The following is a 24,331-nucleotide window of genomic DNA, read 5'->3' as shown; positions in this document are numbered from 1 at the left end:
GCGCGGATGCCCGCGTGCGGAGCCACCCGTTGAGCCGGCGCATCGCGCGGGTACTCCTGGATTCCCCGCTTCCCCAGCTGGATCGCCTGTTCGACTACGCGCTGCCACAGGAACTCGGCGACGTGCCGGTCGGCGTGCGGGTGCGTGTGCCGCTGCGCACCGCCGGACGGATGATCGACGCCTACGTCGTCGAGGTCGCTGAGGAGAACGACTCGGAGCGCCCGCTCTCGACGGTCGATGCAGTCGTCTCATCGGCCGCTGTGCTGCCTGAACGCCTCTACCGACTTGCCCGCAGAACGGCTGATCGTGCGGCGGGATCTGCGAGCGACATCCTCCGACTCGTCATCCCGAAACGCCAGGTGCGCGTCGAGAAGGCGTGGAAGGGCGATGCCGAGGTTCCGCTTCCGTCACCGGAGTCGATCGAGCGCGCTGATGCCGTGATCGCGGAGTACACCGACCTCGCCGTCCTGCTCTCGAATGGGGAGCGCGGGGCAGTGGAGGCGATCCCAGGTCTGCGTGACGGCGTGCTGCGCTGGACAGAGCTTCTCGGCGCGGCCGCGACGCGGATGCTGGCATCCGGCGATTCGACGATCCTCGTCGTGCCCGACCACCGCGACCTCGACAGGCTGCTCGCCACGCTCGAGACGCTGCTTCCTGCCGAGGCCATCGTGCGGTACGACTCCAGGCAGACGAATCCGGACCGTTACCGCGGATTCCTGAGGACACTCGAAGACGCCCCATGCGTCGTGGTCGGGAATCGCTCGGCCGTCTACGCGCCGGTGCAGGCGGGGCTGGTCGCGATCTGGGACGACGGCGACTCCCTGCTCGGCGAGCAGCTCGCGCCATACGTGCATGCGCGCGACGCCGCGCTTCTGAGGCAGGAGCAGGAAGGTTCTGCTCTGCTCCTGGCAGGTCACACCCGCACGACCGACGTGGAACGACTGGTCGTGCGAGGGTGGCTGAAAGACGTCCGTGCGACGCGTCGGGTGCTGCCCAAGGTCGTGTTGAGCACGCCGCAGGAGATGGAGCAGCCGACTCAGCGCGTCCATTCCAGCGCGTTCAGCGCGGCACGCAGGGCCACCGAGGAGGGTCCTGTGCTTGTGCAGGTCTCGCGCCCTGGATTCTCGCCGACGCTGGTCTGCGCGGAATGCCGTGCACCAGCGCGCTGTCTGCCGTGCGGCGGTCCACTCGGCGCGAGGCACCGCGGTGCTGTCCCGGTGTGCGGCTGGTGCGGACGCTCGGCCCGCGCGTGGGCGTGCCCCTCATGCTCCTCCACGAAGCTCCGGCTGGCGTCATCCGGAAGCGAACGCACCGCAGACGAGCTCGGCCGCGCATTCCCTGGCGTTCGCGTGATCATCGCCGACGGCGCGCACCCGGTGGAGCGGGTGTCAGACAAGCCTGCTCTGGTCGTCGCGACCAGAGGCGCCGAGCCGGTCGCCGACGGCGGCTATCGTGCCATCGTGCTGCTGGACGGCTCCCGAATGCTGCAGGCACCCGATCTGCGTGTCGGCGAGTCATGCCTGAGGTGGTGGTCGAATGCTGCCGCCCTCGCGGCTCCCGGTGCTCCGATCCACCTCGTCGGAGTCGACGGTCCGGTCGGTCGTGCCCTCGCCACCTGGAATCAGGCGGGATACGCACGCTCCGAGCTCGATGAACGCGCTCCGCTGCACATGCCGCCCGCCACTCGCGTCGCGCTCGTCGAGGGCGTGCCCGCTTCCGTCGAACGTGCCCTCGCCGACCTTCGGGAACTGCCGCTTCCGGCCGATGCGATCCTCGGCCCTGTGCCCATAGAGACCGACGAGGGGCGTGTGCGCGCGCTCGTGCGCTTCGAGTACGCCGCCGGCACCACGGTCGCCACGACGCTTCGAGCTGCAGTGGTGGCGGAGGCGGTGAAACGTCGCCGCGGCCGAGGTCAGAGCAACCGCAGCCCCCTGTCCCTTCGGCTCGATATCCTCGATCCTGAGCTGTAACCCATCCCTTCCGGAGAACCTTCATGCGACTCGTCTTCGCCGGCACACCTGCTGCGGCCATACCCACCCTGCGCACGCTCGCGCTCTCGCACGAGATTGCAGCGGTCGTCACGCGCCCTGATGCACCGCTGGGGCGCAAGCGCGTGCTGACGCCGTCGCCGGTGGCGCAGGCCGCCGCAGAGCTCGGGCTGCCGATCATCAAGGCGGCCCGGCTGGACGATGAGGCGACCGGCCGCATCGCGGCGCTCAGACCTGAGCTCGGGGTGATCGTGGCCTACGGCGGACTCGTCCGCGAGCCGCTTCTCTCGACGCCGGAGCACGGCTGGATCAATCTGCACTTCTCGCTGCTCCCGCAGTGGCGCGGTGCAGCGCCGGTGCAGCGTGCCCTCATCGCGGGGGATGCCGAACTCGGGGTGAGCGTCTTCCAGCTCGTCGCCGCAATGGATGCCGGGGATGTATTCGCTTCGCGGGTCGTGCCGCTGGCTGCGGACGCCACGGCTGACCTCGCCCTGGAGGTGCTCGCACAAGACGGCGCAGCTCTCACCGCTGACGTGGTCGCAGAGATCGCCGCAGGCACTGCCGTCGCCGTGCCGCAGGAAGGTGACGTGTCGCTCGCTCCGAAGCTCGCGATCGAGGACGGACTGCTGGACTGGACGCTGCCGCTCGAGGCGGTCTTCGCGCGGTTCCGGGGAGCGACCCCGGAGCCGGGAGCGCATACGACCGTCGGCGAACTGCGGGTGAAGGTGCTCGACGCCGTTCCCGCCGCCGCAGCCGAGCCGCTGGCCCCGGGTGAGATCGCCTCGACCCCGCGCGCCCTGCTGATCGGCACCGCCACGACACCGCTCGAAGTGCGACGCGTGCAACCCGCGGGCAAGGCGCCGATGAGCGCGACGGACTGGTGGCGCGGCTTCCGAGGCGACGACACGATCCGAGCGGGCGCATGACCGGCGAGAACAGGCGCGGCGGCCGCCACGAGGGTGACAAGAGCCGCGGCCCCGCGCGCGGAGGGCGCACTCAACGGTCTTCGCCGTCCGACCGTGCGACCCGGCAGACGAGAGGCGTGCAGCCGGCCCGTCGCGTCGCGTACGACGTCCTGCGAGCAGTGAGCGGATCCGACGCGTACGCGAACCTGCTGCTGCCGTCCGCGATCGCAGAGGCGGCGCTGAACCCGCAGGATGCCGCTCTTGCCACGGAGCTGGCATACGGGACGCTTCGCCGTCGCGGCACCTACGACGCCATCATCGCGTCAGCAGCCGGTCGTCCGATCGACGACATCGACGAGGCGGTGCTGGATGCGCTGCGCCTGGCGACGCATCAACTGCTCGCCACGCGTGTCGCGTCGCACGCGGCCGTCAACGAGTCGGTGAACCTCGTCGCCGCGGAGCTCGGAAGAGGCCCATCCGGTTTCACGAATGCCGTGCTCCGACGCATCTCGCGCGACACCCCGGGGGAATGGCAGGAGCGCATCGAGCGCGAAGCCCGCTCGGATGATGAACGCCTCGGACTGCGCACAGCGCATCCGGTCTGGATCATCCGCGCGCTGCGCCGCGCCCTTGCGTCCGAGAACCGCGAAGACGAGCTGGAGGCGCTCCTCGAGGCAGACAATGTCTCGCCCGAGGTGACGCTGGTCGCGCTGCCAGGTCTGGCCGAGCGCGGTCTTCCCGCCAGACCCTATGCGACCACCGCTTTCGGCTCCCCGGGCGGTGATCCGCACACGATCATCGCGGCATCGGGTGGCACGGTCCGCGTGCAGGACGAGGGCTCGCAGCTGGTCGCACTCGCACTCGCCGGCGCCGCCCCGATCAGAGCGGGGGAGCAGTGGCTCGATCTCTGCGCCGGTCCCGGCGGCAAGACGGCGCTGCTCGCCGCGATCGCCCGGCAGCACGACGTGACCCTGGAGGCGAACGAGGTCGTGCCGACGCGTGCGCGCCTGGTGCGGAATGCGCTGAAGTCGGTGCCGGTGGACGTCACGGTGCACGAGGAGGACGGGCGAGGGCTCACCGCTGCCAACCCAGGGCGCTACGACCGCATCCTCGTCGATGCACCGTGCACCGGTCTCGGAGCCCTGCGCAGACGGCCGGAGGCGCGCTGGCGCAAGACCCCGGCCGACGTCGCTGAACTGGTCCCGTTGCAGGAGCAGCTGCTCGCCGGTGCGCTCGATGCACTCGCACCGGGAGGCATCGTCGCCTACGTCACCTGCTCGCCGCATCTGGCCGAGACGTCCGGCGTGGTGAGCGAGGTGCTGTGCGCGCGCGAGGACGTGGTCGAACTCGATGCCGGGGCCGTGCTCTCCCATGTGGCGCAGAGCCCGATCGATCTCGCCTCGGACGGGAGCGGCCGCGTGCAGTTGTGGCCGCATCGCCACGGCACCGACGCCATGTTCCTCGCGCTGCTTCAGCGCACAGACACCTCCAGAACCATCAACGACACAGAGACAGGAGAATGACCGGATGAGTCTTCCTGCAGCTCCCCGAATCAACCCCAGCGTCCTCGCGGCCGACTTCGTCAACATGCAGGCGGGCCTCGCTCGCATCGCCGCAGCGGATTTCGCGCACGTCGACATCATGGACAACCACTTCGTGCCGAACCTCACCTTCGGGCCGCAGATGGTCGAGCGCATCCAGGCGACGAGTCCGATCCCGCTCGACGTGCACCTGATGATCACCGACCCCGATCGCTGGGCACCCGAGTACGCCGAGATCGGCGCCGCGAGCGTCACGTTCCATCTCGAGGCGGCGGCCGAGCCCGTTGCCCTCGCACGCCGGCTGCGATCGATCGGCGCACGTGCCGGTGTCGCGCTCAAGCCCGGCACAGGCGGCGAGAGCCTCTATGAACTGTTCGACGAATTCGATCAGATCCTCGTGATGACCGTCGAGCCCGGCTTCGGCGGGCAGAGCTTCATGGCCGAGACCATGCCGAAGCTCCGTGCGCTCGCGGACGAGGCCGCGCGCCGCGGATCCGACGTCTGGTTCCAGGTCGACGGCGGGATCACCGATGACACGATCGCCCAGGCCGCGGAAGCAGGCGCTGACACGTTCGTGGCCGGATCCGCCGTATACGGCGCGGCAGACATCGAGGCGGCGATCACCGGGCTTCGAGAGCGCGCGCGAGCCGCTAGCCTTGAAGCGTGAAGACTTTCGACGAGCTGTTCGCTGAGCTCAGCGTCAAGGCCGAGACCCGCCCTGCCGGATCCGGCACCGTCGCTGAACTCGACGGCGGTGTGCACACGATCGGCAAGAAGATCGTGGAGGAGGCCGCAGAAGTCTGGATGGCCTCCGAATACGAGTCAGACGTCGCAGCGGCTGAGGAGATCTCCCAGCTGCTGTATCACGTGCAGGTGATGATGATCGCGAAGGGGCTCAGCCTCGAGGACGTGTACCGACATCTCTGATGCGCACCGTCCCCTTCCTCTGATCTGAAAGCTCCCCATGCTGCGCATTGCTGTTCCGAACAAGGGCTCGCTCTCCGAGACCGCCGCCGAGATGCTCGCCGAAGCCGGTTACGCCGGCCGTCGAGACTCCAAGACCCTGCACGTGATCGACGCCCAGAACGACGTCGAGTTCTTCTTCCTCCGACCTCGCGACATCGCCACCTACGTGGCATCCGGCGCCCTCGACGTGGGCATCACCGGCCGTGATCTGCTGCGCGATGCCCCTGAGCAGGCCAGGGAGGTGCAGGCGCTCGGGTTCGCCCGATCTACATTCCGCTTCGCGGCTCCCGCCGGCCGTTACAGCACGATCCAGGACCTCGCAGGCGTGCGAGTCGCGTCGGCGTATCCGCAACTCGTCGACGCGTTCCTGCGCGAGCACGGCGTCGAGGCGACGCTGGTGCCGCTGGACGGCGCGGTGGAATCCGCTGTGCAGCTGGGCGTCGCCGATGCCATCGCTGACGTCGTCGAGACCGGCACCACCCTGCGTCAGGCAGGGCTCGAGATCTTCGGCCCGGTCATCATCGAGTCCGAGGCCGTGCTCATCAGCCGTCCTGGCGACGCCGATGGCACCGAGCGCCTGCTGCGCCGCCTCCGCGGGGTCATCGTGGCACGCCGTTACGTGCTGCTCGACTACGACCTTCCCGTCGAACTGATCGAGAAGGCGACGGCGATCGCGTCCGGTCGCGAATCGCCGACCATCTCGCCGTTGCAGGACCCGAAGTGGGTCGCCGTCCGGGTCATGCTGCCGCGCACGGGCATCAACCAGGTGATGGACGACCTCTATGCGATCGGTGCACGCGCGCTGCTCGTCACGGCCATCCACGCCGCGAGATTGTGATCGGGGGACTCAGATGACTCTCACGAGTCGCGTCATCCCGTGCCTCGATGTCGCCGCCGGTCGCGTCGTCAAGGGCGTGAACTTCGAGAATCTCCGCGATATGGGCGACCCGGTCGAACTGGCCGCGCACTACGCCGCTCAAGGTGCGGATGAGATCACCTTCCTGGACGTCACGGCGACAGTCGATGCGCGCGCCACCACCTACGAGGTCGTGCAGCGCACGGCGGAGCAGGTGTTCGTGCCGCTGACGGTCGGCGGGGGAGTGCGAAGCGTCGAGGATGTCGCACGCCTGCAGGGCGTAGGGGCGGACAAAGTGGGTGTGAACTCCGCCGCGATCGCCAGGCCCGAGCTGATCGGTGAGATCGCGGATCGTTTCGGCGCCCAGGTGCTGGTGCTCTCGCTCGACGTCAAGCGCGCGCCCACGACGGCATCCGGATTCGTCGTCACCACGCACGGTGGGCGTACCCAGACGTCACTGGATGCTCTGGAATGGGCACGTGAAGCCATCGAACGCGGAGCCGGTGAGCTTCTCGTCAACTCCATCGATGCCGACGGCACGCACGACGGGTTCGATCTGGAACTCGTCCGCCTGATGCGCGAGGTCTCCTCCGTGCCGGTGATCGCCTCCGGCGGAGCCGGAGCGGTGACCGATTTCGCACCTGCGATCCAGGCGGGTGCGGATGCCGTTCTCGCCGCCAGCGTCTTCCACTCGGGAGCGCTCACCGTCGGAGAAGTCAAAGACGCGATGCGTGCAGAAGGGGTTCTGGTGCGATGACGGATCTGGAGACGCGAATCGCGCAAGTTGCGTGGAATTCTGACGGGCTGACCCCCGCCATCGTGCAGCAGTGGGACACCCGCGAGGTGCTGATGCTCGCCTGGCTGGATGCCGAGGCGCTTCGCCGCACGCTCACAACGGGTCGCACAACCTACTGGTCGCGCTCACGTCAGGAGTACTGGCGCAAGGGCGACACATCGGGCAACATCCAGCGCATCCACGAGGCGCGCCTGGACTGCGACGGCGACGCGATACTGCTGCTCGTCGATCAGACCGGCCCCGCTTGCCACACCGGCACACGCACCTGCTTCGATGCTGCCGATCTGGAAGCCGTGGACGGCCTGGCCGTGCCGGAGTCAGACGCCGAATGAAGTTCCTCCGCCGCGGACGCAGCACCGCCGTCGTCGCGTTCCTCCTCGCGGGAGCCGTCGGCATCATCTCGTCCACGCAGACCTGGCTGAGCGTGGTGCGTGCGGATGCGGGGGAACCGATCCTCGTGCCCGGAGCGGATGCGCTCGCACTGCTCGCCCCTCTGAGCCTCGCCATGCTGGCTCTCGGAGCCGCTCTCGCCCTCGTCGGCCGCACGCTTCGCTACGTGTTCGCGACACTGGCGCTGCTGGCGGGCGTCGTGCTGACCTGGTGGACTGCTGAGATCGTGTTCACCGCGCCGGTCTCGGCGGTCGCTGCGACGGTGACCGAGACCACAGGGCTTGCCGGCGGTACCGCCGTGACCGACGTGATCGCCTCCGTCACCCCCACGTTCTGGCCGGTACTGGCGCTGATCGGTTGGGTGCTGCTCATCGTGGCAGCCGTGTTCACGATCCTGACGGCCAATCATTGGAAGAGCAGTGGCCGGCGTTACCGGACCGACGTGGCCGAACACGACGAGGCAGAAGGCCCGGTCGATGCGATCGATTCCTGGGATGACCTGTCGCGTGGCACGGATCCGACCCGGTGACCCCGGTAGACTGACTCTGCATTCCCACGACCGCTTCGGAGGAGACCATGACCAACCCGATCGCTGACCCCGGCCACGGACACTCGCCTGCTGCCTGGACCGCTGTGGTGGTCATGTTGTTCGGCTTCACGCTGGGCACCGTGGCTTTCTGCCTCGCGGAGTTCAGCCCGATCTGGACCCCCATCCTGTGGGTCTCGGTCGGCATCATCGTCGTAGGTCTGCTCCTCGGCTGGATCCTCACCAAGGCCGGTTACGGCGTGAAGGGCCCTAAGTACGCACCGAAGGGCCACTAATGGTGCTCGCCGACCTGACGGCCGGCGCAGTCGCAGACGCCGAACGCCGTGCCCAGTCGCGACCGCTCGCTGAGGTCGAGAAGGCCGCTCTTGCGCGCCCTGCAGCCAAGGACGCGCGTGCCGCGCTCGCTCCCGCTGCGCGCGTGAAGATCATCGCCGAAGTCAAGCGAGCGAGTCCGTCGCGTGGCGCCCTCGCCGACATCCCCGATCCGGCGCATCAGGCGGCACTCTACGAGACCGGCGGTGCGTCGGCGATCAGCGTGCTCACCGAGGAGCGGCGATTCGGCGGAAGCCTCGCCGATCTAGAGGCCGTCACCGCCCGCGTCACGCTTCCGGTACTGCGCAAGGACTTCATAGCGACGCCCTACCAGGTGCTCGAGGCGCGCGCCGCCGGAGCCGATCTCGCCCTTCTGATCGTCGCCGGCCTCGAACCGAAGGTTCTGCACGACCTGTTCGCACTCATCAACGAACTCGGAATGACTCCGCTCGTCGAGACCCACTCGGCAGACGAGCTGGAGGCGGCGATCGATCTCGGGGCACCTCTGATCGGCGTGAACGCACGCGATCTGAAGACCCTCGAACTCGACCGCGATCTCTTCAGCCGTCTGGTCGATCGCATCCCGGCCGATGCCGTGAAGATCGCCGAATCCGCTGTGCTCACCCCGGCCGACGTCGAGCACTACCGCTCGGCGGGCGCCGACGTCGTGCTGATCGGCGAAGCGCTCGTCACCGGCGACCCAGTCGCAACACTGAAGAGCTTTCTGGAGGTGGGCGAGTGAGCCTGCGCGAGCAGCCGGGGCCGTTCTTCGGCGAATTCGGTGGGCGTTACATGCCGGAATCGCTGATCGCCGCGATCGATGAGCTCACGGTGGCGTACGAGCAGGCGATCGCCGACCCGGAGTTCCGCGCGGAACTCGCGGGACTGCTCAGCTCCTACGCCGGTCGGCCTTCCGCGCTCACCGAGGTGCAGCGGTTCGCCGAGCACGCCGGGGGAGCGCGAGTCTTCCTCAAGCGCGAAGACCTCAACCACACCGGCAGCCACAAGATCAACAATGTTCTCGGCCAGGCCCTGCTCACCAAGCGACTGGGCAAGACGAGGGTCATCGCGGAGACCGGAGCCGGTCAGCACGGCGTCGCGACCGCGACCGCCGCCGCATTGTTCGGCCTGGACTGCACCATCTACATGGGCGAGGTCGACACCGAACGTCAGGCGCTGAATGTCGCCCGTATGCGGCTTCTCGGCGCCGAGGTCGTTCCGGTCACCACGGGGTCGCGCACTCTGAAGGACGCGATCAACGATGCGTACCGCGACTGGGTCGCCACGGTCGAGACCACCAACTACATCTTCGGTACAGCCGCCGGCCCTCATCCGTTCCCGGCGATGGTGCGCGACTTCCAGAAGATCATCGGCGAAGAAGCGCGTCAGCAGTTGCTCGATGAGACGGGCCGGCTTCCCGATGCGGTCATCGCATGCGTCGGCGGAGGCTCCAACGCGATCGGCATGTTCGATGCGTTCCTCGATGACGCAGATGTGAAGCTGTACGGTGTGGAGGCCGCCGGCGACGGCGTTGACACCGAGAAGCACGCGGCGTCGATCGCGCGCGGTCGACCGGGCGTTCTGCACGGTGCGAAGACCTATGTCCTGCAGGACGAAGACGGCCAGACCGTCGAATCGCATTCGATCTCGGCCGGACTCGACTATCCGGGTGTCGGACCGGAGCACTCCTGGCTCGCCGACATCGGCCGCGCGCACTACATCCCTGCGACGGACGACGAAGCGATGCAGGCGCTGCGCCTGCTGAGCCGCACCGAGGGCATCATTCCCGCGATCGAGTCGGCGCACGCCCTCGCCGGCGCTCTGCGCATCGGCCGGGAACTCGGCCCTGATGCCATCCTCGCGGTGTGCCTCTCCGGTCGCGGTGACAAGGACATGGACACCGCCGCACGGTATTTCGACCTCTACGATCGCGAGGCGGCCGAGCGGGACGCCGCGGACAAGGATGCTGTGACACAGGCTGCAGCGGATGCGGGGACAGCACGATGAGCCGCGTCGAAGCCGCCATCCAGAAGGCGCACGACGCCGGACGCGGCGCATTCATCGGCTATCTGCCGGTGGGTTTCCCCGATCTTCAGACCAGCATCCGAGCAGCGATCACGCTCGCCGAGAACGGTGTGGACGTCATCGAGCTCGGCCCGCCGTACAGCGACCCGGTGATGGACGGTCTGGTCATCCAGGAAGCCACCCAGGCCGCCCTCGCCGCCGGATTCCGCATGCGGGACCTCTTCACGGCGGTACGGGAGATCTCGGCGGCCACCGACGTCCCCGTCGTCGTCATGACGTACTGGAACCCCGTGATGCAGTACGGCGTCGACCGCTACGCCGACGACCTGCTCGCCGCGGGCGGTGCGGGTCTCATCACACCCGACATCACGCCCGATGCCGCCGAGGAATGGATCGCCGCCAGCAAGCGCACAGGTCTCGATCGCATCTTCCTCGCCGCCCCCACCTCGACGGATGAACGCCTCGATCTGGTCGTCAAGTCGTCAACCGGTTTCATCTACACGGTCTCCACGATGGGCATCACGGGCGAGCGGGCCGAGCTCGACAAGGCTGCGCGCATTCTCGTCTCACGCCTTCGCGATCACGGCGCGCTCCGCGCCTGCGTAGGAATCGGCATATCCACCGCCGATCAGATCGCCGGCATCATCGAGTACGCCGACGGCGCCATCGTCGGCACCGCACTCGTGCGCGCTCTCCGCGATGGGGGCCTCGACGCCCTCGCCGCCGTCACAAAATCCCTCGCTGCTGGCACGCCGTCCGCAGTCCCCTCACACGAGAACTAGAATCGCACTCATGTCCCTCGCGCTTCACACCGCCTTCAGCGGCGTGCTCACCAGCATCCCGAGCCCTCCGGTCAGCTACATCGATCTCGGGCCGCTGCGGATCCACTTCTACGCGCTCTGCATCATCGCCGGCATCATCGCCGCGACGCTGCTGACGAACCACCGTCTCACCAAGCGCGGGGCTGAGCCATGGGTCGTGATCGACATCGCGATCCTCGCCGTGCCGCTCGCGATCATCGGTGCACGCATCTTCCACGTGCTCACGCACCCGAACTTCTACTTCGGCGAGGGCAAGAACACCTGGAACCCCTTCGAACCAGGCTCCGTGTGGGCGATCTGGGAGGGCGGCATCGCGATCTTCGGAGCGCTCCTCGGCGGCGCCGTCGGGGCGTACCTCGGCTGCAGATGGACCGGCATCCGCTTCTGGACCTTCGCAGACGCCCTCGCACCAGGACTTCTGCTGGCTCAGGCGATGGGCCGCTTCGGCAACTGGTTCAACCACGAACTCTTCGGTCTGCCGACCGATCTGCCGTGGGGGCTGGAGATCGAGCCGGACAACGTCGCGTTCCCTCCAGGACTCGCTGAGGGGACGCTCTTCCACCCGACGTTCCTCTACGAGGTCATCTGGAACGGTCTCGGCGTGCTCTTCCTGCTGTGGATCGGCCGTCGTCTGCAGCTGCAGTGGGGCAAGCTCTTCGCCGTGTACCTCATCTGGTACAGCGCCGGTCGCGTGCTCTGGGAGTCGATCCGGATCGACCCGAGCGAGATCATCCTCGGGCTGCGCAGCAACGTCTGGGCATCGATCCTCGGTGTCGTGGTCGGCATCGTGATCCTGTTCGTCCAGACGCGCAGGCACACGGGCACCGAAGCAGGGCCCTACGCACCTGGGCGCGCCCGGAAGGACGTCGATGCTGATGTAGTATCGCAGGACAGTATCGATGACTTCGTCGACGTGAGCGAGCCTCCGGTTGAAGTCACCGCCGGAGCCACAGCCACAAGCACTGCTCCCGCGAGCGAGGACAGCTCCCGATAAGCATCCTCGTCGAGTGAGGAAACCACTGCATTGAACGAGCGGGCCGACGTCGTCCCCGGTGTCACTTGATTACCTGAGGACGGTAACCGATGTACTTCCAGCCTCCGTACGGCGCCTCCGGGGCTTACCCCCCGAAGCAGGGCATGTACAACCCGGCATTCGAGAAGGATGCCTGCGGCCTGGCGATGGTCGCGACCCTGCGGGGCACAGCCGGACACGACATCATCCAGCTGGCGCTCGAAGCCCTGCGAAACCTTGAGCACCGCGGTGCGATCGGCTCGGATGCCGGCACCGGAGACGGCGCGGGCATCCTCACCCAGATGCCAGACGAGTTCCTGCGTGAAGTCACCGCATTCGAACTGCCCGATGCCGGCTACTACGCCGCCGGGCTCGCATTCCTCCCGCTGCAGGCCACTGAGCGCCGCACGCAGAAGGCCGGCGTCGAGAAGATCGCCCGCGAAGAGGGCCTCAGGGTACTCGGCTGGCGGGTCGTGCCCACAGCCAACGAGAATCTCGGCAAGCTGGCCGACGAGGCGCGTCCCGCGTTCGAGCAGCTCTTCGTCGCGTCCGCCCCCGACCAGGAGGCCCTTTCCGGTATCGCGCTGGATCGGGTGGCGTACCGGCTTCGCAAGCGCGCAGGTCACGAGATCGGCGCGTACTTCGTCTCCCTGTCCAGCCGCACACTCGGTTACAAGGGCATGGTCACGACCCTGCAGCTCGAGCCGTTCTACCCCGACCTGCAGGACGAGCGATTCACATCCGAGCTCGCCGTCGTCCACTCCCGGTACTCGACCAATACGTTCCCGTCCTGGCCGCTCGCTCAGCCGTTGCGGATGCTGGCCCACAACGGCGAGATCAACACCGTCGGCGGAAACCGCAACTGGATGCGTGCGCGGCAGTCGCAGCTCGAATCGGAGCTGCTCGGCGACGTACGTCCGCTGCTTCCGATCTGCACACCGGGTGCGAGCGACTCCGCCTCATTCGACGAGGTGCTCGAGCTGCTCACGCTGACCGGCCGCAGCCTGCCGCACGCCATCATGATGATGGTGCCGGAGGCGTACGAGAAGCAGACCGACATCGCGCCTGACCTGCGTGCGTTCTACGAGTACCACTCGAACCAGATGGAGCCGTGGGATGGCCCCGCCGCACTCATCTTCACCGACGGCACACTCGTCGGTGCGACGTTGGACCGCAACGGACTGCGTCCAGGGCGCTGGACCGAGACCACCGACGGACTGGTCGTCATCGGCTCCGAGACCGGCGTGCTCGAGTTCGCCCCCGAGCGCATCAAGCGCCGCGGCCGCCTCCAGCCAGGCAAGATGTTCCTCGTCGACACATCGGCAGGTCGCATCGTCGAGGATGATGAGATCAAGCGCGATCTCGCCGCCCTGCACCCGTGGCAGCAGTGGCTGGACGACGGCGCCGTCCGCCTGGCCGAGCTGCCTGAGCGTGAGCACATCGTGCACCCGCCGGCATCCATCACGCGCCGCCAGCGCACCTTCGGGTACACCGAGGAGGAAGTGCGCATCCTGCTGACCCCTATGGGGCAGAACGGCGTCGAGCCACTCGGCGCGATGGGATCCGACACTCCGATCGCGGTGCTCAGCGAGCGCCCGCGTCTGCTCTTCGACTACTTCACGCAGCAGTTCGCCCAGGTGACGAACCCGCCGCTGGATTCGATCCGCGAGGAAGTCGTCACCAGCCTGAAGTCCGGCCTGGGGCCGGAGGGCAACCTGCTCAGCTGGGGACCTGATCACACGCGCACGGTGACGCTCGATTTCCCGGTGATCGACAACGACGAACTCGCAAAGATCCGTCACATCGACAAGGCGCTCGAAGGGCGCTCGTCCGTGACCATCCGCGGCCTGTACCACTTCGATGCCGGCGCGCACACGATGCAGGAGCGCCTCGAGGAGATGTGCGCCGAGGTCGATGAGGCCATCACAGCCGGCGCGGAGTTCATCATCCTGTCGGATCGCGATTCCAACAAGGATCTCGTCCCGATCCCTTCACTGCTCATGGTGTCGGCGATCCATCACCACCTGATCCGGCGCGAGAACCGCATGAAGGTTGGTCTGATCGTCGAAGCCGGCGACGTCCGTGAGGTTCATCACGTCGCGACGCTGATCGGTTACGGCGCCTCCGCAGTGAACCCGTACCTCGCGATGGAGACCGTCGAGCACCTCGTGCGCACGGGCTTCATCACCGGCATCACGCCGGAGAAGGCGGTCAAGAACCTGATCTACGCGCTCGGCAAGGGCGTGCTCAAGATCATGTCGAAGATGGGCATCTCGACCGTCTCGTCATATGCGGGCGCGCAGGTGTTCGAGGCTGTCGGTCTCAGCCAGAAGCTGATCGACGCGTACTTCACTGGCACAGAGACCAAACTCGGCGGCATCGACATCGAGGACGTCTTCGCCGAGAATCAGGCGCGGCACGACTACGCCTACCCCGAGGACGCCGCGGCTCGCGCCCACGAGCGCCTCTGGACGGGTGGCGAGTACCAGTGGCGGCGCGACGGTTCCCCGCACCTCTTCAACCCGGAGACCGTGTTCCGCCTGCAGCATTCGACGCGCAATCGTCGCTACGACATCTTCCGCGAGTACACGAAGCTCGTCGATGATCAGGCCGCCGAGTTGAAGACGCTGCGCGGCCTCTTCACGCTGCGTGCGGGGCGCAAACCCGTCCCGCTCGACGAGGTCGAGCCGGTGAGTGCGATCGTGAAGCGCTTCTCGACCGGGGCCATGAGCTACGGCTCCATCTCCCGTGAAGCGCACGAGACGCTGGCGATCGCGATGAACAGCATCGGTGCCAAATCGAACACGGGTGAGGGCGGCGAAGACGTGGATCGCCTGCTCGATCCTGAGCGCCGCAGTGCGATCAAGCAGGTCGCCTCCGGCCGTTTCGGTGTGACGAGCCTCTACCTCACCGAGTCGGACGACATCCAGATCAAGCTCGCGCAAGGTGCGAAGCCGGGGGAGGGCGGCCAGCTGCCGCCGACCAAGGTCTATCCGTGGGTTGCGCGCACTCGCCACGCGACGGCCGGGGTCGGGCTGATTTCCCCGCCGCCCCATCACGACATCTACTCGATCGAAGACCTCAAGCAGCTCATCTTCGATCTCAAGCGCGCGAACCCTTCCGCCCGCATCCACACGAAGCTCGTCAGCCAATCCGGCATCGGCGCGGTCTCCGCAGGTGTCGCCAAGGCGCTCAGCGACGTCATCCTGGTCTCAGGCCACGATGGCGGAACCGGCGCCAGCCCGCTGAACTCGCTCAAGCACGCCGGCACCCCCTGGGAGCTCGGCCTTGCCGAGACGCAGCAGACGCTCATGCTCAACGGCATGCGCGATCGGGTCGTGGTGCAGGTCGACGGGCAGCTCAAGACCGGTCGTGACGTGATCATCGGCGCCCTGCTCGGCGCCGAGGAGTTCGGCTTCGCGACGGCCCCGCTGGTCGTCAGCGGGTGCATCATGATGCGCGTCTGCCATCTGGACACCTGTCCGGTCGGCGTCGCGACGCAGAACCCCGCACTGCGTGAGCGTTTCACCGGCAAGCCGGAGTTCGTCGTCAACTTCATGGAGTTCATCGCCGAGGAAGTGCGTGAGATTCTCGCAGAACTCGGCTTCCGCACGCTGGACGAGGTCATCGGCCGGGCCGACCTGATCGAGGCGAATGCCGCCATCGAGCATTGGAAGACCGACGGACTCGACCTCTCGCCCGTGCTGGAGGGGCCCGTCTTCCCGGCATCCGAGCCGCGCCGCAGCGGTCGTGAGCAGCAGCACGAACTCGACAAGCACTTCGACGTGCCGCTGATCGAGATGGCTCAGAACACGCTCAACGACATGGCACCCACCATCGTGGAACTGCCCATCCGCAACACAGAGCGGGCCGTCGGCACGATGCTCGGTCACGAGGTCACCGCGCGCTTCGGCGAGGCCGGTCTGGCGCGCGAGACGATCGACGTCACCCTGCATGGCACGGCGGGCCAGTCACTCGGGGCATTCCTGCCGTCCGGAATCGTGTTGCGCCTCGAGGGCGACGCGAACGACTACGTGGGCAAGGGCCTTTCCGGTGGCGACATCACCATCCGTCCCGCGCGTGGCTCGACCATCGCTCCGCACGAGAACGTCATCGCCGGAAACGTGATCGGCTACGGCGCGACATCCGGCACCATGTTCATCTCCGGCGTCGTCGGCGAGCGGTTCCTGGTGCGCAACTCCGGTGCGACCGCAGTCGTGGAGGGGGTGGGTGACCACGCTCTCGAGTACATGACGGGTGGACTCGCGGTGATCCTCGGTTCGACCGGCCGCAATCTCGGCGCCGGCATGTCCGGTGGTGTCGCCTATGTGCACGCGCTCTCCACTGAGAAGGTCAACCTGCAATCGCGCGAGAGCGGCGAACTGCGGTTGGAGAAGCTGGATCGTGCCGATCTCGAGGTGCTGCGCAGCCTGCTCGTCGAGCATGTGGAGCGCACGGCGTCTCCGCTTGCGAGCGGGATGCTGGAAGACTTCGACACCGTCGCATCCGAGTTCGTGAAAGTACTGCCGCGCGACTTCGCCGCGGTGCAGACAATGCGTCAGGAGGCAGAGGCAGACGGGCTCGACCCGGATGGCGACGTCGTCTGGAGCCGGATCCTGGAGGTGACCGGTGGCTGACCCCAAGGGCTTCATGAAAGTGACGGAGCGGGAGCTGCCTGCTCGCCGTCCCGTTCCCGTGCGCATCATGGACTGGAAAGAGGTCTATGAGCCGGGAGACAAGGCGGTGCTGCGCCGCCAGGCCGGACGCTGCATGGATTGCGGTGTGCCGTTCTGCCATCAGGGCTGCCCGCTCGGCAACCTCATCCCGGAGTGGAACGATCTGACGTGGCGTGGTGAGGATCGCTCGGCGATCGAGCGCCTGCACGCCACGAACAACTTCCCGGAGTTCACCGGACGGCTGTGCCCCGCCCCCTGCGAGAGCTCGTGCGTACTGGGGATCAACCAGCCCGCAGTGACGATCAAGCAGGTCGAGGTCTCGATCATCGACGAGGCCTTCTCCAACGGCTGGGTCGAACCGCAGCCTCCTGAGCGCCTCACCGGCAAGACGGTGGCCGTCGTCGGCTCCGGTCCGGCCGGACTCGCCGCCGCGCAGCAGCTCACGCGCGCCGGACACACCGTCGCCGTGTTCGAGCGCGACGACCGGATCGGCGGACTGCTGCGTTACGGCATCCCAGACTTCAAGATGGAGAAGAGCCACGTCGAGTCTCGTCTTCGCCAGATGCAGGAGGAGGGCACACGCTTCCGCGCCGGCGTCGAGATCGGCAAGGACATCAGCTGGGCCGATCTCAGAGCGCGCTATGACGCGGTGGTGATCGCCACCGGCTCGACCGTGCCGCGTGACCTGACGATCCCCGGACGCGACCTGGACGGCGTGCACTTCGCCATGGAGTACCTCGTCGAGTCGAACCACGCGGTCGCCGGCGACGTCGTGCACAACCAGATCAGCGCAGCGGGCAAGCATGTCATCGTCATCGGTGGCGGCGACACCGGCGCGGACTGCATCGGCACGGCGCACCGTCAGGGCGCACTGAGCGTGACGAATCTCGCGATCGGTGTGCAGCCCGGCACCGATCGACCGGAGCATCAGCCCTGGCCGATGATGCCCACGGTCTTCGAGGTCTCTTCCGCGCACGAGGAGGGCGGTGAGCGCCACTTCCTTGCGTCGACCGTGGAGTTCCTCTCGAACGACGCCGGTGAGGTGCGCGCCCTGCGTGTGGCCGAGACCGAGTACGTGGACGGACGTCGTGTTCCCAAGAGCGGCACCGAGCGGGAGATCCCGGCTGACCTCGTGCTGATCGCGATGGGCTTCACCGGTCCCGAGCAGGATGGCTTCACCGAGGACATGCGTCCGCAGGCCACCGACCGTGGTGCGTTCCAGCGCGATGACTCGTACGAGACCACCGTCCCCGGCGTCTTCGTCGCCGGCGATGCCGGCCGCGGGCAGTCGCTCATCGTGTGGGCGATCGCAGAGGGCCGCGCAGCGGCCGCGGGTGTGGATCGGTTCCTGATGGGAGAGACAGTGCTCCCCGCACCGGTACGCCCCACGGATGTCGCGATCGGCCTCCAGCCCGCGTAGTCTGGCTGAGGCACCGTCGCCAGTTCTGTTCCCCCCCACTCTCACCCTGGAGATTCTGTTGAGACGCGCGAAAATCGTCGCCACGCTGGGCCCGGCCACCTCGAGTTACGAGAACGTCCGAGCCATCATCGAAGCGGGGGTCGACGTCGCCCGGCTGAACCTCAGCCACGGTGACTATTCCGTCCATGATGCAAACTACGCCAACGTCCGCCGCGCTGCGGATGACGCAGGTAAGGCCGTCGCCATCCTCGTCGACCTGCAGGGCCCGAAGATCCGTCTCGGCAAGTTCGAGGCGGGCCCTTACGAGCTCGCTGCCGGCGATATCTTCAAGATCACCACTGAAGACATCATCGGCAACCGGGAGATCTGCGGCACGACCTTCAAGGGTCTGCCGCAGGACGTCAAGCCCGGCGACTTCCTCCTCATCGATGACGGCAAGGTCCGCGTCGAGGTCGTGGAGACAGACGGGACGGTCGTCACCACCCGTGTGATCGTCGCCGGCGCGGTGTCGAACAACAAGGGCATCAACCTTCCCGGTGTCGCCGTGAACGTCCCCGCGCTCAGCGAGAAGGACGAAGCAGACCTCCGATGGGGCCTGCAGATCGGCGCCGACCTCATCGCGTTGTCGTTCGTGCGCGATGCATCCGACGTCGAGCGCGTGCATGAGATCATGGCCGAAGAGAGCGTCAAGGTCCCTGTCATCGCGAAGATCGAGAAGCCGCAGGCCGTCGACAATCTCGAGGAGATCGTCGACGCATTCGACGGCATCATGGTCGCCCGTGGTGACCTGGGTGTGGAGCTCCCGCTCGAAGCAGTGCCGATCGTGCAGAAGCGCGCGGTCGAGCTCGCCCGTCGCAACGCCAAGCCGGTCATCGTCGCGACGCAGATGCTCGAGTCCATGATCTCCAGCCCCGTGCCGACGCGTGCCGAGACCTCTGACGTCGCGAACGCCGTCCTCGACGGCGCCGACGCCGTGATGCTGTCGGGGGAGACGAGCGTGGGGGAGTACCCCATCGTGGTCGTCGAGACCATGGCGCGCATCGTCGAGTCGACCGAGGAGCACGGACTGGAGCGCATCGCGCCGCTCACGGCCAAGCCGCGCACGCAGGGTGGCGCCATCACCCTCGCCGCTCTCGAGGTCGCAGACTTCGTCGAGGCGAAGTTCCTGTGCGTGTTCACCCAGTCCGGTGACTCCGCTCGTCGCCTCTCACGCCTGCGCTCGCGCATTCCGATGATCGCGTTCACGCCGGAACCCAGCATCCGTCGTCGCATGGCACTGACCTGGGGCATCCGCTCCAAGCTGGTCGAGAACGTGCAGCACACCGACCTGATGTTCCTGCAGGTCGACGAGTACCTGCTGAAGAACGAGCTCGCGAAGGAAGGGGACAAGGTCGTCGTGATCTCCGGTTCCCCTCCCGGGATCGTCGGCTCCACGAACGACATCCGCGTCCACAAGGTCGGGGATGCCGTGAACGGTGCGGCGCCTATCTACAAAGCCGTCGTCTGAGACGTGGCACGAGAAAGGGGCGAGGTGAGAACCTCGCCCCTTTTCGGCGTATCCGCTGCTGTGCCGGCGGCGGGACTCGAACCCGCACGTCCTTTCGAACAAAGCATTTTGAGTGCTCCGCGTCTACCATTCCGCCACGCCGGCTCGCGTGTTGCGTCTACGACTTTAGCGCAGGAATACGGCTCGCTTGTCCCACCCGGCGGGTTCCTGGGACTGTTGCTCGGATCCACTCCACTACAATGGATACGTGACTGAGCAAGAACAGGCAGAACCGGCTGAGCAGCCCACGGCATCCGCCCCGCGACGTGTCGTCGTCGCCGAGGACGAATCGCTGATCCGCCTCGACATCGTCGAGATCCTCCGCGACAACGGCTTCGACGTCGTCGGAGAGGCCGGTGACGGCGAGACTGCTGTCGCCTTGGCGACCGAGCTGCGTCCCGACCTCGTGATCATGGACGTCAAGATGCCTCAGCTCGATGGCATCAGCGCCGCAGAGAAGCTGCACAAGGGCAACATCGCTCCTGTCGTGCTCCTCACCGCCTTCAGCCAGAAGGAACTCGTCGAGCGCGCGAGCGAGGCCGGCGCCCTGGCGTACGTGGTCAAGCCGTTCACTCCGAACGACCTTCTCCCTGCTATCGAGATCGCTCTCGCCCGCCACGAGCAGATCATCACGCTCGAGGCCGAGGTCGCCGACATGGTCGAGCGCTTCGAGACCCGCAAGCTCGTCGACCGCGCCAAGGGCCTGCTCAACGAGAAGATGGGCCTCAGCGAGCCCGAGGCGTTCCGCTGGATCCAGAAGGCGTCCATGGACCGCCGTCTGACGATGCAGGACGTCGCCAAGGCGATCATCGAGCAGCTGGCACCCAAGAAGTGACTTTCGACCTCGGCGACGGCATCCGCCTTCGCCTGGTCGATCACGGCGATGCTGCGTCGTACGCCGCTGCGTACGACGCCAACCGCGCACATCTCGCCCGCTGGGATCCGATTCGCGACGAGAGCTTCTACACCGTCGAGTGGCACAACGGACTCGTGACGCAGTTCCTGCGCGATCACGCAGACGGCCGCGCGGCGCGGTTCGTACTCGCTCATGAAGACGGTCGTATCGTGGGCGTCGCCAATATCAACAACATCGTCAGGGGCGCGTTCCACAGCGCCGATCTCGGCTATTGGGTCGACGCGTCGCTGGCAGGTCGTGGCGTGATGAGCCGCGTCGTGGCGATTCTGATCGAGTACGCCCGCGCCGAGCTCGGACTGCACCGCCTTCAGGCGAGCACACTGCTCGACAACAACGCATCGCAGCGCGTGCTGCTGCGCAACGGCTTCGAACAGTTCGGAATGGCACCGAAATACCTGCGGATCGCGGGGGAGTGGCAGGACCACCTGCTCTTCCAGCGGATCCTCTCGGACCGCTGAGACCGGGCTCAGTTCTCCGGCAGGTCCTTGATCATGTTCGTGATGCGGATCGTCGAGCAACGACGGCCCTGTTCATCCGACACGGCGATCTCGTGGACGGTCACGCTGCGGCCGAGATGGATCGGCGTGCACACGCCGGTCACGACGCCCGAGGTGGCGGATCGCGTGTGCGTGGCGTTGATGTCGACGCCGACGGCCAACCGACCGGGCCCGGCATGCAGGTTGGCGGCCATCGAACCGAGCGACTCTCCGAGCACGACGTAGGCGCCGCCGTGCAGGAGACCGACCGGCTGGGTGTTCCCCTCCACCGGCATCGTCGCGACACTGCGTTCGACGGTGAATTCGGTGAACTCGATGCCCATCCGCTCCGCCAGCGTGCCCATTCCGCGTTCCATGATCCACCGCAGTCCGGGTGTCAGGGTGGTGTCGCTCACGTGTCCTCCTCAGCGCGTGTCCGTCGTCCTCGTTAGGCTGACAGGGTGACGGACTCCGCAAAGCCTACCCTCATGGTCGTCGACGGCCACTCGCTCGCCTATCGTGCCTTCTTCGCCCTGCCGGTCGAGAACTTCACGACGAAGGACAACCAGCACACGAACGCCATCTACGGGTTCCTGTCGATGCTCGTGAACCTGATCAAAGCAGAGCAGCCGACGCACATGGCGATCGCATTCGACACGTCGCGGCACTCGTTCCGCACCGACCAATACCCCGAGTACAAGGCCACCAGATCCGAGTCCCCGCAGGAGTTCCGAGGGCAGGTCCCGCTGCTGCAAGACGTCCTCGCGGCCATGTCGATACCCGTCCTCACCAAGGAGGGCATCGAGGCGGATGACATTCTCGCGACGCTCTCCGTGCAGGGGGCCGAGCAGGGCTACGACGTGCTTCTCGTCTCGGGCGACCGCGACACGATCCAGCTCGTCAACGACAAGGTCACGCTGCTCTACCCGTCCGTCCAGGGCGTCTCGCAGCTCAAGCGCTATGACCCCGCGACGGTGCACGAGCGATACGGTGTGCGCCCCGAGCAGTACCCCGACATCGCTGCTCTCGTCGGAGAGACGAGCGACAATCTGCCGGGTGTCCCGAAAGTGGGCGAGAAGACGGCTGTCAAGTGGCTCACGCAGTTCGGCAGCCTGGACGAGCTGCTGGAACGCGCAGAGGAGATCAAGGGCGTCGTCGGCGGCAACCTGAGAGAGCACGTGGAAGATGTCCGACGCAATCGCCGGCTCAATCGTCTGCTCACCGACGTCGAGCTCCCGGTGGCACCGGCCGACCTCGCCACAGCGCCGATCGACGCGCAGGCCGTGCGCGACATCTTCGCTCGCCTGGAGTTCCGCACTCTGCTGCCGCGCGTGTTCGATGCGGTCGGCGCCAGCGATGAATCCGTGCACGATGAGCCGGCGGTCGCCATGCCCGCGCCGATCGAGTCATCCGTCTCCGAGCTCGCGCAATGGCTCACAGATCAGAGCGAAGAGCTGGCTGTGACTCTCGTGACGGGTGGTGGCGAGATATCGCGCATCGGCGTCGCGAGCATGACAGAACTTCGCGAAACCGATTGGAGCGAAGCCACGGCCGACGCACTCCGTTCCTGGCTCGAATCAGACTCGGCCAAGGTGCTCAACGACGCGAAGCCGCAGGTGAAGGCTCTGCTGCGCGCCGGCATCCGCCTCGGTGGTCTGGAGTACGACACGCTCCTCGCCGGTTGGCTGCTGCGTCCGAGCTTCCCGGACAAGACGCTCGCGCACCTTGTCGATCGTTACCTCGACGAGAGACTCCCCGTGGCCGATCCGACTCAGCTCGTACCGGAGACCGACGGTGCGACGCCCTCACAGGAGGCCTGGTTCACGCTGCGCGCCGCGGCAGCGCTGCGCGATGATGTGCCCGAGTCGGTCGCGACTGTGCTCACAGACATCGAGTTGCCCACGCTGCTCGCGCTTGCCGACATGGAGATCGCGGGCGTGGCTGTGTCGCACGACGTGCTCTCCACGTTCTCCGGCGAGCTCGCCGCTCGAACCGACGGCCTCGCCACCGACGCGTTCGCGCTCGTCGGACGCGAGTTCAACCTCGGCTCGCCGAAACAGCTCCAGGAAGTGCTCTTCGAAGACCTGCAGCTGCCGAAGACCCGCAAGACCAAGACCGGGTACTCGACCGATGCCGCCGTGCTCGCAGACCTGCAGGAGAGCAATCCGCATCCGTTCCTCGATCTGCTGCTGCAGCATCGCGAGGCGACCAAGCTTCGGCAGATCATCGAGTCGTTGGACACGGCGATCCGTGATGATCACCGCATCCACACGACCTACGTGCAGACCGGCAGTCAGACCGGCCGCCTTTCCAGTACAGACCCGAATCTGCAGAACATCCCGGTGCGCACCGAAGAATCCCGCCGCATCCGCAGCGCGTTCGAAGTGGGCGAAGGGTACGAGACGTTGTTGACCGCCGACTACTCGCAGATCGAGATGCGCATCATGGCGCACCTCTCCGGCGACGAAGGCCTGATCGAGGCGTTCAACAGCGGGGAAGATCTTCACCGCTTCGTCGGAGCGCGCGTCTTCGGCGTCGAGCCGTCCGAAGTCACTTCGGCCATGCGCACGAAGGTCAAGGCGATGTCGTACGGCCTTGTGTACGGTCTGTCCGCATTCGGCCTGTCCAAGCAGCTGCGGATCGAGCAGTCCGAAGCCAAGAAGCTGATGCTGGAGTACTTCGCGCGGTTCGGCGCTGTGCGCGACTATCTTCGTGCGTCCGTGGTGAAGGCGAAAGAGGTCGGTTACACCGAGACGATCTTCGGCCGCAGACGTCCGTTCCCCGACCTCACGAGCCCCAACCGCGTGCTGCGTGAGAACGCGGAGCGGGCAGCGCTCAACGCTCCGATCCAGGGCAGTGCAGCCGACATCATGAAGATCGCCGTGTACGAGATCCATGCCGATCTGCGCGCGGAAGGCTTGCGCTCTCGCGTGCTGCTGCAGATTCATGACGAACTCGTGGTCGAGGTCGCTCCAGGGGAGTGGGACGTCACAGAGAAGATCGTTCGCACTCGAATGGCTGATGCCGCAGATCTGTCCGTGCCGCTCGACGTCCAGGTGGGGCGCGGGCACGACTGGAACGAAGCCGCGCACTGAGTGCGTCTGCGGAGACCCTACGGTCGGCCGCGGCGCTACGCTG

The 24,331-nt window shown here is 66.8% G+C and carries 21 protein-coding genes and 1 tRNA gene; 20 read left to right on the top strand and 2 right to left on the bottom strand.

Annotated elements, in window-relative coordinates; all coding sequences use genetic code 11:
- Window positions 1-29: 29 nt before the first annotated feature.
- The 17 genes from QFZ46_RS18285 (at window position 30) to pyk (ending at window position 19,762) form a co-directional block, all read left to right on the top strand.
- Window positions 30-1,970, top strand: a complete 1,941-nt coding sequence (locus tag QFZ46_RS18285) for a primosomal protein N' (RefSeq protein WP_307363784.1) — start codon at window positions 30-32, stop codon at window positions 1,968-1,970.
- A gap of 23 nt (window positions 1,971-1,993) precedes the next feature.
- Window positions 1,994-2,914 carry a methionyl-tRNA formyltransferase gene (locus tag QFZ46_RS18280; RefSeq protein WP_307363781.1) on the top strand — a complete coding sequence of 307 codons (921 nt, stop codon included), beginning with the start codon at window positions 1,994-1,996 and terminating at the stop codon, window positions 2,912-2,914.
- A gap of 116 nt (window positions 2,915-3,030) precedes the next feature.
- Entirely contained in the window at window positions 3,031-4,416 is a 1,386-nt protein-coding gene (locus tag QFZ46_RS18275) for an RsmB/NOP family class I SAM-dependent RNA methyltransferase (RefSeq protein WP_307363779.1), read from the top strand.
- Window positions 4,417-4,420: 4 nt separating this feature from the next.
- Window positions 4,421-5,101, top strand: a complete 681-nt coding sequence (gene rpe, locus QFZ46_RS18270; RefSeq protein ID WP_307363777.1) for a ribulose-phosphate 3-epimerase — start codon at window positions 4,421-4,423, stop codon at window positions 5,099-5,101.
- Window positions 5,098-5,361: a phosphoribosyl-ATP diphosphatase gene (locus QFZ46_RS18265; RefSeq protein WP_307363775.1), complete on the top strand. Its 264-nt coding sequence runs from the start codon at window positions 5,098-5,100 to the stop codon at window positions 5,359-5,361. The genes rpe and QFZ46_RS18265 overlap by 4 nt, the downstream gene beginning before the upstream one ends.
- 37 nt (window positions 5,362-5,398) lie before the next feature.
- Window positions 5,399-6,238, top strand: a complete 840-nt coding sequence (gene hisG / locus QFZ46_RS18260; protein ID WP_307363773.1) for an ATP phosphoribosyltransferase — start codon at window positions 5,399-5,401, stop codon at window positions 6,236-6,238.
- A 13-nt stretch (window positions 6,239-6,251) separates the two neighbouring features.
- Window positions 6,252-7,013 carry an imidazole glycerol phosphate synthase subunit HisF gene (gene hisF / locus QFZ46_RS18255; RefSeq protein ID WP_307363771.1) on the top strand — a complete coding sequence of 254 codons (762 nt, stop codon included), beginning with the start codon at window positions 6,252-6,254 and terminating at the stop codon, window positions 7,011-7,013.
- Window positions 7,010-7,384 carry a phosphoribosyl-AMP cyclohydrolase gene (gene hisI / locus QFZ46_RS18250; protein ID WP_307363769.1) on the top strand — a complete coding sequence of 125 codons (375 nt, stop codon included), beginning with the start codon at window positions 7,010-7,012 and terminating at the stop codon, window positions 7,382-7,384. The genes hisF and hisI overlap by 4 nt, the downstream gene beginning before the upstream one ends.
- Entirely contained in the window at window positions 7,381-7,971 is a 591-nt protein-coding gene (locus QFZ46_RS18245) for a Trp biosynthesis-associated membrane protein (RefSeq protein WP_307363767.1), read from the top strand. Before hisI ends, QFZ46_RS18245 begins: the two co-directional genes overlap by 4 nt.
- A gap of 47 nt (window positions 7,972-8,018) precedes the next feature.
- A complete protein-coding gene (locus QFZ46_RS18240; RefSeq protein ID WP_307363765.1) occupies window positions 8,019-8,264 on the top strand; it encodes an HGxxPAAW family protein in 246 nt (81 codons plus the stop codon).
- A 2-nt stretch (window positions 8,265-8,266) separates the two neighbouring features.
- Complete coding sequence (gene trpC, locus QFZ46_RS18235; protein WP_307364669.1) at window positions 8,267-9,043, top strand: indole-3-glycerol phosphate synthase TrpC; 777 nt, start codon at window positions 8,267-8,269, stop codon at window positions 9,041-9,043.
- Window positions 9,040-10,308 carry a tryptophan synthase subunit beta gene (gene trpB / locus QFZ46_RS18230; protein ID WP_307363763.1) on the top strand — a complete coding sequence of 423 codons (1,269 nt, stop codon included), beginning with the start codon at window positions 9,040-9,042 and terminating at the stop codon, window positions 10,306-10,308. The genes trpC and trpB overlap by 4 nt, the downstream gene beginning before the upstream one ends.
- Window positions 10,305-11,108: a tryptophan synthase subunit alpha gene (gene trpA, locus QFZ46_RS18225; RefSeq protein ID WP_307363761.1), complete on the top strand. Its 804-nt coding sequence runs from the start codon at window positions 10,305-10,307 to the stop codon at window positions 11,106-11,108. The genes trpB and trpA overlap by 4 nt, the downstream gene beginning before the upstream one ends.
- A gap of 10 nt (window positions 11,109-11,118) precedes the next feature.
- Entirely contained in the window at window positions 11,119-12,141 is a 1,023-nt protein-coding gene (gene lgt, locus QFZ46_RS18220; protein WP_307363759.1) for a prolipoprotein diacylglyceryl transferase, read from the top strand.
- Window positions 12,142-12,230: 89 nt separating this feature from the next.
- Window positions 12,231-16,796 carry a glutamate synthase large subunit gene (gene gltB / locus QFZ46_RS18215; RefSeq protein WP_307363758.1) on the top strand — a complete coding sequence of 1,522 codons (4,566 nt, stop codon included), beginning with the start codon at window positions 12,231-12,233 and terminating at the stop codon, window positions 16,794-16,796.
- Window positions 16,789-18,255 carry a glutamate synthase subunit beta gene (locus QFZ46_RS18210; RefSeq protein WP_307363755.1) on the top strand — a complete coding sequence of 489 codons (1,467 nt, stop codon included), beginning with the start codon at window positions 16,789-16,791 and terminating at the stop codon, window positions 18,253-18,255. Before gltB ends, QFZ46_RS18210 begins: the two co-directional genes overlap by 8 nt.
- A 58-nt stretch (window positions 18,256-18,313) precedes the next feature.
- Window positions 18,314-19,762: a pyruvate kinase gene (pyk, locus tag QFZ46_RS18205; RefSeq protein WP_307363753.1), complete on the top strand. Its 1,449-nt coding sequence runs from the start codon at window positions 18,314-18,316 to the stop codon at window positions 19,760-19,762.
- A 61-nt stretch (window positions 19,763-19,823) separates the two neighbouring features.
- On the opposite strand, the gene QFZ46_RS18200 is transcribed toward pyk, so the two are convergent.
- Window positions 19,824-19,906 (bottom strand) — tRNA-Leu (locus tag QFZ46_RS18200).
- A 103-nt stretch (window positions 19,907-20,009) separates the two neighbouring features.
- Here QFZ46_RS18200 and QFZ46_RS18195 point away from each other — a divergent pair.
- Both QFZ46_RS18195 and QFZ46_RS18190 read left to right on the top strand, forming a co-directional pair.
- Window positions 20,010-20,636, top strand: a complete 627-nt coding sequence (locus QFZ46_RS18195) for an ANTAR domain-containing response regulator (RefSeq protein ID WP_033107049.1) — start codon at window positions 20,010-20,012, stop codon at window positions 20,634-20,636.
- Window positions 20,633-21,175, top strand: coding sequence for a GNAT family N-acetyltransferase (locus tag QFZ46_RS18190; protein ID WP_307363751.1), 543 nt, complete (start codon window positions 20,633-20,635; stop codon window positions 21,173-21,175). The genes QFZ46_RS18195 and QFZ46_RS18190 overlap by 4 nt, the downstream gene beginning before the upstream one ends.
- Before the next feature lie 8 nt (window positions 21,176-21,183).
- Here QFZ46_RS18190 and QFZ46_RS18185 read toward each other — a convergent pair whose 3' ends face one another.
- Complete coding sequence (locus QFZ46_RS18185) at window positions 21,184-21,570, bottom strand: hotdog fold thioesterase (protein ID WP_307364666.1); 387 nt, start codon at window positions 21,568-21,570, stop codon at window positions 21,184-21,186.
- Window positions 21,571-21,654: 84 nt separating this feature from the next.
- Between QFZ46_RS18185 and polA the strand changes: the two genes are divergently transcribed.
- Window positions 21,655-24,288, top strand: coding sequence for a DNA polymerase I (gene polA, locus QFZ46_RS18180; protein WP_307363749.1), 2,634 nt, complete (start codon window positions 21,655-21,657; stop codon window positions 24,286-24,288).
- Window positions 24,289-24,331 lie beyond the last annotated feature (43 nt).

The organism is Microbacterium murale (assembly GCF_030815955.1).
GTDB classification, from domain to species: Bacteria; Actinomycetota; Actinomycetes; order Actinomycetales; family Microbacteriaceae; genus Microbacterium; species Microbacterium murale_A.
Note: the sequence above shows the minus strand (reverse complement) of the source record. Positions and strands in the feature narration are given on the sequence as shown.